Genomic DNA, 12,684 nt, shown 5'->3' with positions numbered 1-12,684 from the left:
AAAGGCAGAAGGGCCGGCGTGTCGTCGAGACACGCCGGCCCTTTGTTTTGAGTGCACCCGCTTGCAGCCGCTTGCGCCGGGTGCAGGCGTTATCACGCCGCTTCGACCGTCAGATGCATGACCTCATGCACCGGCGCGAGCCGCGCGCGGATCGTCTCCACCGTGACGTCGCCATGCGTGCGCACACTGACGATCGCCGCTCGCGCCTGCGGGCCGATCTGCCAGACGTGCAGGTCGGCGATCTCGGCGTCCCCATGCGAATCCAGGATTTCGCGGATTTCGTCGGCAACGTGTTCGTCGGTTTTGTCGAGCAGCACGCCGGCCGTGTCGCGCATCAACGTCCATGCCCAGCGCGCGATGACGATCGATCCGACGATGCCCATCAGCGGGTCCAGCCAGATCCACCCGAGATAGCGGCCGGCCAGCAGGGCCACGATCGCCAGCACCGAGGTCAGCGCATCGGCGAGCACGTGCACGTAAGCGGAGCGCAGGTTGTTGTCGGACCCATGCGCATGGCCGTGATGATGGTGATGATGGTCGTGGTCATGATGCCCATGGTGCGCATGGCCGCCCGACAACAGCAACGCGCTGACGATGTTCACGACCAGCCCGATCGCCGCAATCACCGCAGCCTGCCCGAACGCCACGCCGGTGGGGTGAATGAGTCGGATCGCCGATTCGATGCCGATGCCAAGCGACACCAGCGCGAGAATCAATGCCGAAGCGAAGCCGGCAAGCTCGCCTACTTTTCCGGTTCCGAAACTGAAAGCACGGTTTGCCGTGTTGCGTCTCGCGAACGCATACGCGAGCGCTGCAATTCCAAGCGCGCCGGCATGCGTCGCCATGTGGAAGCCATCGGCGAGCAGCGCCATCGAGCCGGTCATGTAACCGGCCGCGATCTCGCCGATCATCATGGCCACCGTGAGTGCGACGACGGAGCGGGTCCGGCGCGCGTTTTCGTCGTGCGAGCTGCCGAGAAACGAGTGCTCGTGCTTGCGGATGAGATTGTCAGTCATACGAAACCTATTTCGAATAGCGGCGGATTGCCTCGATCAATGCATCTACTCCCTTCTTGCGCTGGCTGGCCGTCAGGTCGGGATGCGCGACATGTTCGCGCGCGTGCGCCTCGACGATTTCGTCGAGCAGGCCGTTCATCGCGCCGCGTGTCGCGGCCACCAGATGCAGGACTTTTTCGCAGTCGGCGTCCGACTCCAATGAACGCTCGATAGCCTGAACCTGACCCGCGATGCGGCGAACGCGTTTCAGTAAGTCGTCTTTGTGTTCGCTCAGATGTGACATACGTATACCCCCTATGGGTATGCATGATAGCACGGCAACGAGATATTGCTCTTCGCGGCGCTCGGCGGCCAGGCCGATGCGCACGCCGGCCAACCGTTCGCGTCATACTGTTCGAGGTGGTTGTCCAAAGACGCGGAGGTCAATGGATTGGGCACGAATGCTACGCAGCACGAGGCGATTGCGTGGCGAGCATGATCGAGCGTCGAACCGTATTTCAACCTTGCTCAAGGAGAACGCGGATGAAAACAGCGACGATAGGCGCCGCACTGGTCATCGCGGCGGTGGCCACAGCCCAGCCGGTGCGCGCGCAGGACGATATGGCGAGCACGGCGCAAGCGGTGCTCAGCGCGGCGCAGCCGGTGCACATGACGGCGGAGATCGTCGGCATCGATGCGGGCAACCGCGCGCTGACGCTGAAGGGTTCGGGCGGCAACGTCGCGATCGTGCTCGTCAGTCAGCAGGTCGCCAGCTTCGATCAGCTGAAGATCGGCGATCACGTCGACGTGCTCTACAAGAACGCGTTGCTCACGAAGGCCGAGAAGGTCAGCGGCGCGGGCAAGGGGATTCGCGAGCGGGTCGACAAGCAGAGCTATACGCCCGCTTCGGGCGGCTACGAGTCGACGCGACAGACTGAAGTGCTCGCGACCGTGCTGAAGATCGATCGCAAGCAGCGCCTCGTGACGTTGCGCGGCGCGTATCAGACGCAGACTTTCGAAGCCGCGCCCGACGTAGATCTGAGCGACGTAAGGGTCGGCGATACCTTGCATGCCGTGTTCGTCTCGGCCGCCGCGGTGCAGGTGACGCCAGTGGGGCAGTGAGCGGCCGCGCCCGCAGCCGATTCCCGTGCCGCAGATGTTTCGCAAACTATGTCGAAATATGTCGCGGGTTGCGCCGAATGGCCGCAAAGCCTTGCCTGGCGGGCCCGCGTCGCGGTGAAACAGCGCGACATATCTTCCGTGATGATTTCCGATGGGTGTCCTTCTATAGTCCGTTCGTCGCCACGCGGCAGTGACGCAAGTGGCCCGAATCCAGCAAGGACATACCGTGAAAAATCGCACACTCGCAGGTTCCGACAAGATCCACGCCAGCATCGCGCGAAGCGCGCTGCGCAAGGCGGTGTTCGGCGCGGCCGCCGCCGTGCTCGCGCTCGGCAGCGCATCGGCGTTCGCATGGTCGGGTCACGGCACCGCGTACACGTCACGCGGCACCTATAACGGCGCGCACTACGGCTCGTGCGGCGGCGGCAGCTGCTCGCATGCGGGCAGCGTGGCCGGCCCCTACGGCGGCTTCGCGAGCAACACCGGCACGGTCACGCGCACGGCACCCGGCCAGTTCTCGAACTCGGGCACCGCGACGGGCCGCTACGGCAACACGGTGCAGCACTCGGGCGACACCAGTTGCGCGGGCGGGTCCTGCTCGCATACCGGCACGCTGACCGGCTCCGACGGCAAAACGGCGACGACGTCGGGCGACGTGACGCGCACCGCGCCGGGCCAGTATTCGTCGTCGGGCTCGATCACGGGGTCGAACGGCAACACGGTCAATCATTCGGCGTCGACGAATTGCGCGGGTTCGACCTGCGCGCGCTCGGGCACGGTGACGGGGCCGGACAACAACAGCGTCTATCACTCGGGCACCGCGACGCGGGTCGCGCCCGGCGTCGTGACGACGTCGACCAGCGTGACCGGCACGCAGGGCCATACGGTGACGTCGAGCGGCACGGTGGTCACAGGCGGTGTGGTGGTTGCGGGCGGGACCACGACGACGACCGGCACGACCGTGGTCGTCGCGGCGCCGCCTCCGCCGGCGGTCGTCGTGCCGCCGCCGGTCGTCTACGTGCCGCCGAAGCCCGTCGTGGTGGTACCGCCTCCGGCCTATGTTCCGCCGCCCCCGGTGGTGTACGTGCCGCCGCCGGCCGTCTACGTCGCGCCGCATCCCGTGTATGTCGCGCCGCGTCCCGTGTATGTCGCGCCGCGGGCTGCCGTCTGGGTGCCGGGCCATTGGGTCGGGCGCGTGTGGGTGCCGGCGCATTGGGCCTGACGATGAGCGCGGCGATGCGAATCAGAGCCTGCGTCGAATCGTGGCGGTCACGTCGCGCTGCGCGGTACGACGCAATGTGCGGAATCGCAGGCGCGTGCCCACCGTCTGTCGAGGCGGCACGTCGCTCGCGAGCGGAAGGGTCTGCGTGGCGCGCGCTCTGCAAAACCGCCACGCTAGCGACGCTCGTCGTGGCGACGTTGCTCGCGATCGACGCAGTCATCGACGCCAGCGACGCGAGCCTTGCCCTGAGCGCGAACCCCGCCGCCGGCGCGGCTAGCGACTGTTCCGCGCGCTACGCCGCGCTGCTCGATCTGGCCGAACTGGCGCGACGGGACGGAAAATCGTCCGAGGTGGTCGTGCGTGGATTGAGCGAGCGCAACGGCGCGATGATCGGCTGCCTGCACGCAGGCCTGAGCAGACCTGCACCGCAATTACATTGAACGCGGCCGGGTCAGATCGCATTCCAGAAAAATCGCGCCGGGAATCGGATTGAACACGTAGGCGTCGATCGGCTCGAAACCCAGCGATGCGTAGAGGCCGAGGGCCGCTTGCATCGTCGGCAGCGTGTCGAGACGCATGCGCCGATAGCCTGCTTCTTTCGCCGTCGCGCAGATCCGCGTGGCGAGTTGCCGCCCTACGTGCAGACCGCGTCCCACCGGACGCACATACAGGCGTTTCATTTCGCAGGTCGAGTCGTCGATCGGACGCATCGCGACGCAGCCGACGATACCGCCAGGATCGTCGGTATCGTCGCTCGCGAGCAGCACGCGGCCGCGCGGTGCCGCGAATTTGCCCGGCAGGCCGGCGAGTTCGTCGTCGAATTGCTGGAAACCGAGATCGATGCCGAGACTCTCCGCGTACTCGCGGAAGATGGTCCGTACGATCTCGATCTGCTCGGGGAAGCGGGCAGTATGCAGATGGATCATGCGATGGATCGGCTCACTGAACACGCAGCGGAAACCGGATCTCGAACGTGGTCCCCACGCCCTCGCGCGACGCAATCCCGATCTGCCCGCCGAGCACGCGGCATAGCTCCCTGACGATCGCGAGCCCGAGCCCTGTGCCTGGAATCTCCTCGCCGGCCGCCCGCTCGAACTCGTCGAACACGCGTTCCACGTCGGCGGCCGCAATGCCGACGCCGGTGTCGGACACGCGAATCGTCCAGTGTTCGGCGCCATGCGTCGCGAACTGGAATTCGACTTGCCCCGACTTCGTGTACTTGATCGCGTTGGTCAACAGATTGACCGCGATCTGCTTGAGCTTCAGCCGATTCGACGTGACGACCGGCAGCGCCGCGTCGAACGCGCTGCGCAACGAGAGTCCCTTCGCGTCGATCGACGGCTGCGTCGACGCGACGAGTTCGTCGAACAGTTCGCGCAAATCGACGTCTTCGAGCACGAGCGGCGCCGAGTCGCCAAGCACGACCGAGTACTCGACCATCTGGTCGACCAGTTGCTTCATGTCGGCGGCCTGACGGTTCGCGAGCGTCAACGCGGTATCCGCTTTCGACGGCGCTCGCTCGATCAGTTGCAGCGCGACGGAAAACGCGTTCAGAAAATTGCGCAGATCGTGCGCGACGCTGCGCGTGATCTGCATTCGCGATTCGTACAGATCGCCGACCAGCCGTTGTTTGAGCGTCAACTCGTGATTCGCGTGTTCGAGCCGTCCCGTGTATTCGTGGATCGTGCGATCGCGTTCGCCGACCACTTCCTTGATCGACGCATACGTGACCACGCTGAATGCTTCGGCGATCAGGCGTCGCGCGCGGCTCTCGTGACGGCGCGAGCATGTCCTGTCGCGCTCGACGAATTCTTCGAGCCCTGCGACAAGCACCTGCTGAAACAGGTCCAGTTCGCGCACCAGCTCTTCGATCCGGTAGCCCTGCTGCCAACGGACATTGCCGTGCTTCTTCGCGTCGCGCTCGATCGACGTTTCGACGCGCTCCAGATCTTCCGCATCGAGCGCCACGCAGAGCTCTTCGAGAATCTCCGGCAGATGGTCGACCAGTTGCTGGTAGGTGAGCTTGTCCGCTTCGACGAGATCGGCGTCGATAGAGACGGCATGCATCCATTGCCGCGTCAGGCGGCCCCGTTCCGCGCGGATGAAGTTGGCGAAATTGCGCAGCGGGCTCACACGTCTGTCGGTCATGATGGATACCGGAATGGAGTTTCTACAACATACAAACGCGCGAACGGTTCCGAATGCCTGGATTGAGGTGGCACCGCGGCCAGTTTCACCGCTGAGCGGCCAGACGGCCCGATGCGCGCTGGCAACCCGCGTCATTATCCGCGCAATTGCCGGTTGTGGAACACGTCTTGCGGAGTTCTCATCAGACAAAGAAACATATTTTCGTCCGCGAACCATGACGTACTCGATATTGCTGGTGGACGACGAACCGGAAATTTTGGCCGCATGGCGGCTGATTCTGGAAAGCGAAGGGTATCAGGTGAGTTGCGCGAGCAACGGCGCCGAAGCACTCGCGTGTGTCGTCGCCCACGTTCCCGACCTGATTATCACTGACTGGATGATGCCGATCATGGACGGCGCGGAGTTGTGCCGCCGTTTGAGATTGATGCCGCTATCCGTCAACGTACCGATTCTGGTCCATACCGCGGTGCCGCCGTCGGATCACGACGCGCACTGCTGGAACGCGTGTGTGCGGAAGCCGATCGGCGCGGATCTCTTTCTGACCACGATTGCGAAACTATGCTCGCCACGGTGCTGATACGGCACGAGCCGCCGCGACCTCCGTCGTGATTGCATCAATTGCATCCCACGTCCTTATTCAGGAGACCTTCCGAGTCGGCTTTCAGGAAGTCGACGAACGCGCGCAGCGGCGCGGGCACATGACGATGGCCCGGATAATAAAGGAAGGGCCCTGAAAAGCGCTGCCACCACGGTTCGAGAATCGCTTCGAGCGCGCCGTTGATCAGATACGGGCGCAGCATGTCTTCGAACAGGTGAATGATGCCGAGGCCCGCGACCGCACCGCTCACCGCAAGGTCGATCGCGGCGCCGGGCCGCACCAGCAGCGGTCCGGTCGGATTCAATTGCAGCAGCTCACCGTCGCGCTCGAAGTACCAGGTCGGCATCGCGCCGCTCGCGAATTGCCCGCGCAGGCAGGCATGCGCGAGCAGTTCGCTGGGATGTGCGGGACGGCCGTGCGCGTCGAGATAAGTGGGCGACGCGGCGGTCGCGAAGCGCTGCACGCGCGCGCCGATCGGCACCGCGATCATGTCCTGCTCGAGGCGTTCGTCGTAGCGAATGCCCGCGTCGCAACCGATCGACAGCACATCGACGAAACCATCCTCGACCACCACTTCCACGCGAATGTCCGGGTACTGCTTCAGAAAGCGTGCGAGTACGTCGGGCAAGACGATGCGCGCGACGCTCGACGGCACGTTGAGCTTCAGCGTGCCGGTCGGTTTGTCGCGAAAGCCGTTGAGCACGTCGAGCGCCGCTTCCATTTCGCCGAACAGCGGCGTCAGCTTCTCGATCAGGCGCAAGCCGGCCTCGGTCGGCGCGACGCTGCGCGTGGTGCGGTTCAGCAGACGTAGCCCGAGTTTCGTTTCGAGGCGCCGCACCGCGACGCTCAGACTCGACGCCGATACGCCGCTCGCGCGCGCCGCGTCCCGAAAGCCGCCTGCGCGGGCGACCGAGACGAAGGCGGCCAGATCATTGAGTTCCATGACGATTGATTGTGCAGAATTTTGAACAACCCGTACACGTTAGACCGGTTTATTCAACAACGCAAACCGGCGATACTGCCGCTCATCACTTCACAAGGAGATCGTGATGCCGAACTTCAGCTCCATCGACACTTTCGCGCTAGCCGGCCGCCCGGTGCGGCGCATGGGCTATGGCGCGATGCAGCTGGCCGGCCCCGGCGTGTTCGGGCCGCCGAAAGACCGCGACGCGGCGCTCGCGGTGCTGCGCGAGGCGATCGAGTCAGGCGTCGACCACATCGATACCAGTGATTTTTACGGGCCGCACGTCACCAACCAGCTGATTCGCGAGGCGCTGCACCCGTATCCGCGCGATCTGACGATCGTCACGAAGGTCGGCGCGGTGCGCGACGGCGCCGGCGCGTGGCTGCCGGCGCAGGAGCCCGCCGACCTCGAGCGCGCGGTGCACGACAATCTGCGCAACCTCGGGCTCGACGCGCTCGACGTGGTCAACATGCGCGTGATGGGCAACGTGCACGAGCCGAGCGAGGCTTCGATCGAAAAGCAGGTCACGGCGCTCGCCGAGTTGCAGCAGCGCGGGCTCGTGCGTCATGTCGGCCTGAGCAACGTGACGGCCGCGCAGATTGCCGAGGCGCAGCGCATCACGAAGGTCGTTTGCGTGCAGAACCACTACAACCTCGTGCATCGCGACGACGATGCGTTGATCGGCGCGCTCGCGGAGCAGGGCATTGCCTACGTGCCGTTTTTTCCGCTGGGTGGGTTCACGCCGATTCAATCGTCGGAGTTGTCGGAGCTTGCGCGCAAACTCGACGCGACACCGATGCAGGTGGCGCTCGCGTGGCTATTGCATCGGGCACCTAATATTCTGCTGATTCCGGGAACCTATTCGGTTGCGCATCTGCGTGAAAACCTGCAGTCGGCGCAGTTGAAGCTGAGCGACGAGGTGCTCGATCAACTGGATGCGATCGGCGCTGAAAAGGGCTGAGGTTCGGCTTTGCAGCATGTGCTGCCTGCAACGGGCGACGGCCGACTTTGGGGCATGCTCGTCGCCGTCGCGGAAACCGCGGTAGGACGCGGCGTGGATCCGTCACCCGAAGACATCGCGGCGTCGCTCAAACCGACTCAGCAATAAACTCCCGCAACCACTGATGCGCAGGATCGCGATGCACGCGCTCGTGCCACAGCATCGCCATCTCGTAGCCCGGCACCTCGACAGGCGGTTCGACCATCCGCAGCGCTTCGGAGCCGCGCACGAGACGCGCGGGCAGCATCCCCACCAGATCCGTGCTCGCGAGCACCGATTGCATGAACAGAAAGTGCGGCACCGACAGCACGACCTTGCGCGCGAGCCCCACCTTCGCGAGCGCCTCGTCGGTGACGCCGAAAAAGCCACCGCCATCGGGCGACACGATCACATGTTCGAGCTTGCAGAACTGCGCGAGGGTGGGCCGGCGCTTCAGCTTCGGATGACCGGCGCGGCCGACCAGCACGTACCGCTCGGCAAACAGCAGGCGACGGCGCAAGCCCTCGGGCGCGCCGTCGCTCGTATGAAAGCCGATATCGATGTCGCCCTGTTCGGCCTGACGCGCGAGCCGCGGCGGCGCCGCCTCGACGATCGCGAGACGCGTGCCGGGCGCTGCCGCGCGCAAGCCCGCGAGCATCGGCAGGATGATCGTCGACTCCGCGTAGTCCGAAGCGGCGATGCACCAGGTTTGCGTCGCCGCGGCCGGATCGAACGGGCTGGTTGGCGCGACCGCGCGCTGCAGTGCGTCGAGCGCTTCGCGCAACGGCTCGCGCAGTTCCTGAGCTTTCGCGGTGGGCCGCATGCCGCGCGGTCCGGGCAATAGCAGCGGATCGCCGAATACATCGCGCAGTTTCGCCAGATGCACGCTGACCGACGGCTGCGAAAAGTTCAGCCGTTCGGCGGCGCGAGTTACGTTGTGCTCTTCGAGCAGCACGTCGAGCGTGACCAGCAGGTTCAGGTCGAGTCTTCTGAGATTAACCACGGCAATACCTGACATATTAGGAATTCATTTCCAATATACCTCGGCAATGCCTATCGTGACTGCTTTCAGCCACGAAGGTCCCATCATGAACGTTCTCATCATCTATGCGCATCCCGAACCGAAATCGTTGAACGGTTCGCTGAAGGACTTTACGGTGCGCCATCTCGAACGCGCCGGCCATACGGTGCAGGTATCCGATCTGTACGCGATGAACTGGAAAGCGCCGCTCGATGCGAACGACACCAGCGAGCGCCAAAGCGGCGAACGCTTCTTCGCGTCGCTCGAATCGAAGCATGCGTTCGAGAACGGCCTGCAGAGCGAGGACATCGCGCGCGAGCAGGACAAGCTGAAATGGGCCGATGCGGTGATCCTGCAGTTTCCGCTGTGGTGGTTCTCGATGCCGGCGATCATGAAGGGCTGGGTGGAGCGCGTCTATGCCTACGGTCTCGCGTATGGCATTGGCGAGCACTCCGATGCGCGCTGGGGCGAGCGTTACGGCGAGGGCCGTTTCGCGGGCAAGCGGGCGATGCTGGTCGTTACGACGGGCGGCTGGGAGTCGCACTACAGCGCACGCGGCATCAACGGTCCGATCGACGACGTGCTGTTCCCGATTCAGCACGGCGTGCTGTATTACCCCGGCTTCGAGGTATTGCCGCCGTTCGTCGTCTATCGCACGAGCCGCGTCGACGAGGCGAAGTATGCGGAGGTCAGCGAGGCGCTCGGGCGACGGCTCGACGCCCTGTGGACCACCACACCGATCGCATTCCGGGCGCAGAACGGCGGTTCGTACGCGATTCCGGCGCTCACATTGCGGGACGATCTGGCGCCCGGGCAGGTTGGTTTCGCCGCGCACGTCGACGATACGGGTGTCGCGACGGCAACCGAAGCGGATGAAGCGGCTGAAGCCTGACTGGATCGTATGCTTCGCTGAAATTTGGTTGTAAGTCGCCGTTGCTAGAGTCGTCGACGGACATAAGGCGAGGCACGCCGGAGCAGCTTTATTCGGATGCCTGACGAAGGTAAGCAGCCGGAAGCTGGCGGAAACAAGCGCAAGGGCGACTCACCATGAATGCAGTCCGTACGTTCTGGCTCATTTTGATGCTGATCGGATCGCCGGCGTGGGCGTTCCAGTCGCGCGTCGTCACGATCCCGAGCGCGGCGATGCATCGTACGTTCGACGCAACCGTCGTACTGCCCGATCAGTACGCGCGCGGCAACCAGGCTGCGCGCTTTCCGGTCGTCTATGTGCTGCACGGCTCGGGCGGCGATTACACGGACTGGACCGCGAATTCGCATATCGGCAAGCTGGCCGACCGCTATCACGTGATCCTCGTGATGCCTGACGGCGGTCACGAAAGCTGGTACATCGATAGCCCCGTCGATCCGCGCAGCCGCTATGAAACCTATGTGGGCACCGAGGTGGTGGCCTTCATCGACAGCCATTTCCGCACGATCGCGACGAAGCAGGCGCGCGCGATCACGGGCTTGAGCATGGGCGGATTCGGCGCGCTACGCATTGCGCTCGACCGGCCCGACGCGTTCGGCGCGGCGGGCAGCATCAGCGGTGCGGTGGACCCTCGTGGCAGCGAGGACGAGCCCGGCATCGAACGGGTGTTCGGCGACCCGTCGCAACATGCGGACTTCTGGAATAGCGAAGCGATCGTCGCCAGTGCGGAGGATTTCGGCCGCGACCATATCGCGTTGACGATCGATTGCGGCGTGAACGACTCGCTCGTGCAGTCGAACCGTCTGCTGCACGAGCGGCTCGTCGAACTCGGCGTGCCGCACGATTACGCCGAGCGGCCCGGCGGTCATACATGGAAGTACTGGTCGAACGCGGTCAAATATCAGGTGCTGTTCTTTGCCGGCGCGTTCAGGCAGGCGGCGCGCGAAATGCGTGAAGCGCGCGCCGCGGCCGCGCCCGCGGCCTGACCGGCGGACCGCGGACCGCGGTCCGCCTCAATCGATCCCGTGGAACACCGCGTCGTCCGGGCCGAGATAGACGGGGGGGCGCCACGCGGCATCGCGCATCGAATGCTGGACCAGTTTGTCGACGCCGAGCAGCACCGCGAAAATCGCCATCCGCACCGGAATGCCGTTGTCCGTTTGCCGGAAAATCGCGAGCCGCGAATCGTGATTGAGGTCGGTACTCAGATCGTTCGCGCCGGGGCGGCTGTCGCGCGGCAACGGGTGCATGATCAGCGTGTCGGCGCCGCACACGCTATCGACGAGCGCCTGGTTGATCTGGAAATCGGGCGTGTAGCCTTCGAACGACTCGTCGGCAAAGCGCTCCTTCTGGATGCGCGTCGCATACACGACGTCGGCGCCGCGCAGGCCGTTGTGCAGGTCGTGTGTCTGTTCGATCACGTGACCATTGCGCGAAATCTGCTCGATGATATAACCCGGCATTTCGAGCGTCGGCGGCGCAATCAGCGTGAACTTGATGCCGCGATACAGCGCCAGCAGCTTCACGAGCGAATGCACGGTACGTCCGTACTTGAGGTCGCCGACCAGCGCGATGTGCGCGCCGTCGACGATCTTGCCCAGGCGCGAGAACTCACGCTGGATCGTATAGAGATCGAGCAGCGCTTGGCTCGGATGCTCGCCGGGACCGTCGCCGCCGTTGATCACCGGCACGTTGGTCGCGCGCGCGAATTCGGCCACCGAGCCTTGCTCCGGATGGCGGATCACCAGTGCGTCGACGTAGCCGCTCATCACACGGCTCGTGTCGTAGATCGATTCGCCCTTCGCCATCGAAGAAAACGTGAAGCCGGTCGTGTCGCACACCGAGCCGCCGAGCCGGCAGAACGCCGCGCCGAAGCTCACGCGGGTACGTGTGCTCGCCTCGAAGAACAGATTGCCGAGCACCGCGCCTTCGAGTACGCGCGAGATTTTGCGGCGCCGGGCGATCGGCTGCATGATGTCGGCGACGCGAAAGAGCGCCTCGACCGAATCGCGCGAGAACTGATCGACCGACAGCAACTGCGGCTTGCCCTCGAACAGTATCTGGCTCGCGAGCGATTGCGAGTCTACGCTTTGCGTATATCCCTCTCCCGGCTCGGTGTTCGCGACGATCTCCGACACGAAGCGCTCGACGATTTCCGGCATCGCCCGCGATTCCTGCGAGTCGTCCGGCAGCAGCCACGTGTCGAGCGCCCGGCGCGACACGCCGATGCGGTTAGCGAACGTATCGCGCGTCATGTTCAGGCGACGCATCGCATCGCGTAGGAAGGCTTGTTGCGGAACGCTCATAAGGGCACCTGTCGCAAGAGTGGAGTCGGCGGAAGTGAGACAGCAAAACGCGTTGATGTACGCGGTGCGTATATTAGTTTCCCGCGCGTAGAAGTCAAGCGTTTTTCTCCGCGAGCGAGTTGGCCAGGCGTCGAAGGCTGTCCGCGCCGTGGGTTTCGCGGTTACACTGCGGTCCATGCACTCCGGCCCCACGTTCCCGCTCCGTTCGTCGACCTTCGCCCGCGCCGCTTTGGCGAGCGCGGCGGTCGCACGCGCGAACGGCGCTTCGCGCAATGTGGGCGCCAAAGCCAAAAAACAGCCGCTCATCTGACCGGAGCACGCTGTTCCGTCGTCAGATGTGCGACGGAACGACCGGTCGACCGCCCGCCTGCGGCTTTCCCCCTTGTTCTCCCTCGCACCGC

At 64.5% G+C, this 12,684-nt stretch carries 14 protein-coding genes; 7 read left to right on the top strand and 7 right to left on the bottom strand.

Annotation, left to right across the window (positions count from 1 at the left end; genetic code table 11):
- Positions 1-92: 92 nt before the first annotated feature.
- Complete coding sequence (gene dmeF, locus L0U84_RS30540) at positions 93-1,016, bottom strand: CDF family Co(II)/Ni(II) efflux transporter DmeF (protein WP_233855789.1); 924 nt, start codon at positions 1,014-1,016, stop codon at positions 93-95.
- 7 nt (positions 1,017-1,023) lie between these two features.
- The gene (locus tag L0U84_RS30535; protein ID WP_442794089.1) at positions 1,024-1,383 is read right to left on the bottom strand and encodes a metal/formaldehyde-sensitive transcriptional repressor; all 360 of its coding nucleotides are present in this window, start codon (positions 1,381-1,383) and stop codon (positions 1,024-1,026) included.
- A 155-nt stretch (positions 1,384-1,538) separates the two neighbouring features.
- Between L0U84_RS30535 and L0U84_RS30530 the strand changes: the two genes are divergently transcribed.
- The 3 genes from L0U84_RS30530 to L0U84_RS30520 all read left to right on the top strand — a co-directional run bounded on the left by L0U84_RS30530 (position 1,539) and on the right by L0U84_RS30520 (position 3,779).
- Positions 1,539-2,117 carry a copper-binding protein gene (locus L0U84_RS30530; RefSeq protein WP_233855788.1) on the top strand — a complete coding sequence of 193 codons (579 nt, stop codon included), beginning with the start codon at positions 1,539-1,541 and terminating at the stop codon, positions 2,115-2,117.
- 226 nt (positions 2,118-2,343) lie between these two features.
- Entirely contained in the window at positions 2,344-3,339 is a 996-nt protein-coding gene (locus L0U84_RS30525; RefSeq protein WP_442794061.1) for a hypothetical protein, read from the top strand.
- Between the two features lie 188 nt (positions 3,340-3,527).
- Complete coding sequence (locus tag L0U84_RS30520) at positions 3,528-3,779, top strand: hypothetical protein (protein WP_233855787.1); 252 nt, start codon at positions 3,528-3,530, stop codon at positions 3,777-3,779.
- Here the strand turns inward: L0U84_RS30520 and L0U84_RS30515 are convergent.
- Both L0U84_RS30515 and L0U84_RS30510 read right to left on the bottom strand, forming a co-directional pair.
- Positions 3,771-4,265, bottom strand: coding sequence for a GNAT family N-acetyltransferase (locus tag L0U84_RS30515; protein WP_233855786.1), 495 nt, complete (start codon positions 4,263-4,265; stop codon positions 3,771-3,773). The two genes, L0U84_RS30520 and L0U84_RS30515, sit on opposite strands and share 9 nt — an antisense overlap.
- A gap of 13 nt (positions 4,266-4,278) precedes the next feature.
- Positions 4,279-5,487, bottom strand: coding sequence for a sensor histidine kinase (locus tag L0U84_RS30510; RefSeq protein WP_233855785.1), 1,209 nt, complete (start codon positions 5,485-5,487; stop codon positions 4,279-4,281).
- Between the two features lie 13 nt (positions 5,488-5,500).
- On the opposite strand from L0U84_RS30510, the gene L0U84_RS30505 reads away from it, so the two are divergent.
- Positions 5,501-6,064, top strand: a complete 564-nt coding sequence (locus tag L0U84_RS30505) for a response regulator (RefSeq protein ID WP_233855784.1) — start codon at positions 5,501-5,503, stop codon at positions 6,062-6,064.
- A gap of 37 nt (positions 6,065-6,101) precedes the next feature.
- Here L0U84_RS30505 and L0U84_RS30500 read toward each other — a convergent pair whose 3' ends face one another.
- On the bottom strand, positions 6,102-7,028 hold the full coding sequence (locus L0U84_RS30500; RefSeq protein ID WP_233855783.1) for a LysR family transcriptional regulator: 927 nt from the start codon (positions 7,026-7,028) through the stop codon (positions 6,102-6,104).
- Between the two features lie 106 nt (positions 7,029-7,134).
- Between L0U84_RS30500 and L0U84_RS30495 the strand changes: the two genes are divergently transcribed.
- Positions 7,135-8,010 carry an aldo/keto reductase family oxidoreductase gene (locus tag L0U84_RS30495; RefSeq protein WP_233855782.1) on the top strand — a complete coding sequence of 292 codons (876 nt, stop codon included), beginning with the start codon at positions 7,135-7,137 and terminating at the stop codon, positions 8,008-8,010.
- Between the two features lie 127 nt (positions 8,011-8,137).
- Here L0U84_RS30495 and L0U84_RS30490 read toward each other — a convergent pair whose 3' ends face one another.
- Positions 8,138-9,046 carry a LysR family transcriptional regulator gene (locus L0U84_RS30490; protein WP_233855781.1) on the bottom strand — a complete coding sequence of 303 codons (909 nt, stop codon included), beginning with the start codon at positions 9,044-9,046 and terminating at the stop codon, positions 8,138-8,140.
- A gap of 70 nt (positions 9,047-9,116) precedes the next feature.
- Between L0U84_RS30490 and L0U84_RS30485 the strand changes: the two genes are divergently transcribed.
- Together L0U84_RS30485 and L0U84_RS30480 are read left to right on the top strand one after the other, a co-directional pair.
- Positions 9,117-9,941, top strand: a complete 825-nt coding sequence (locus L0U84_RS30485; RefSeq protein WP_233855780.1) for an NAD(P)H-dependent oxidoreductase — start codon at positions 9,117-9,119, stop codon at positions 9,939-9,941.
- A 155-nt stretch (positions 9,942-10,096) separates the two neighbouring features.
- Complete coding sequence (locus L0U84_RS30480) at positions 10,097-10,963, top strand: alpha/beta hydrolase (RefSeq protein WP_233855779.1); 867 nt, start codon at positions 10,097-10,099, stop codon at positions 10,961-10,963.
- Between the two features lie 27 nt (positions 10,964-10,990).
- Here the strand turns inward: L0U84_RS30480 and L0U84_RS30475 are convergent, their stop codons facing one another.
- Positions 10,991-12,283 carry an aspartate carbamoyltransferase gene (locus L0U84_RS30475; RefSeq protein WP_233855778.1) on the bottom strand — a complete coding sequence of 431 codons (1,293 nt, stop codon included), beginning with the start codon at positions 12,281-12,283 and terminating at the stop codon, positions 10,991-10,993.
- Positions 12,284-12,684: the final 401 nt, after the last annotated feature.

The organism is Paraburkholderia sp. HD33-4 (assembly GCF_021390635.1).
In the GTDB taxonomy this organism is placed as follows: Bacteria; Pseudomonadota; Gammaproteobacteria; order Burkholderiales; family Burkholderiaceae; genus Paraburkholderia.
The sequence above is the reverse complement of the archived record's forward strand: the minus strand, read 5'-3'. Positions and strand labels throughout refer to the sequence as shown.

What these genes read in the sequence shown, in the direction of transcription:
- L0U84_RS30530 (WP_233855788.1), top strand. Translation starts at nt 1,539, where the DNA reads ATGAAAACAGCGACGATAGGCGCCGCACTGGTCATCGCGGCGGTGGCC.
- L0U84_RS30490 (WP_233855781.1), bottom strand. Translation starts at nt 9,046, where the DNA reads ATGTCAGGTATTGCCGTGGTTAATCTCAGAAGACTCGACCTGAACCTG.
- L0U84_RS30475 (WP_233855778.1), bottom strand. Translation starts at nt 12,283, where the DNA reads ATGAGCGTTCCGCAACAAGCCTTCCTACGCGATGCGATGCGTCGCCTG.
- L0U84_RS30480 (WP_233855779.1), top strand. Translation starts at nt 10,097, where the DNA reads ATGAATGCAGTCCGTACGTTCTGGCTCATTTTGATGCTGATCGGATCG.
- L0U84_RS30500 (WP_233855783.1), bottom strand. Translation starts at nt 7,028, where the DNA reads ATGGAACTCAATGATCTGGCCGCCTTCGTCTCGGTCGCCCGCGCAGGC.
- L0U84_RS30495 (WP_233855782.1), top strand. Translation starts at nt 7,135, where the DNA reads ATGCCGAACTTCAGCTCCATCGACACTTTCGCGCTAGCCGGCCGCCCG.
- L0U84_RS30505 (WP_233855784.1), top strand. Translation starts at nt 5,501, where the DNA reads ATGGAGTTTCTACAACATACAAACGCGCGAACGGTTCCGAATGCCTGG.
- L0U84_RS30485 (WP_233855780.1), top strand. Translation starts at nt 9,117, where the DNA reads ATGAACGTTCTCATCATCTATGCGCATCCCGAACCGAAATCGTTGAAC.
- L0U84_RS30515 (WP_233855786.1), bottom strand. Translation starts at nt 4,265, where the DNA reads ATGATCCATCTGCATACTGCCCGCTTCCCCGAGCAGATCGAGATCGTA.
- L0U84_RS30510 (WP_233855785.1), bottom strand. Translation starts at nt 5,487, where the DNA reads ATGACCGACAGACGTGTGAGCCCGCTGCGCAATTTCGCCAACTTCATC.
- dmeF (WP_233855789.1), bottom strand. Translation starts at nt 1,016, where the DNA reads ATGACTGACAATCTCATCCGCAAGCACGAGCACTCGTTTCTCGGCAGC.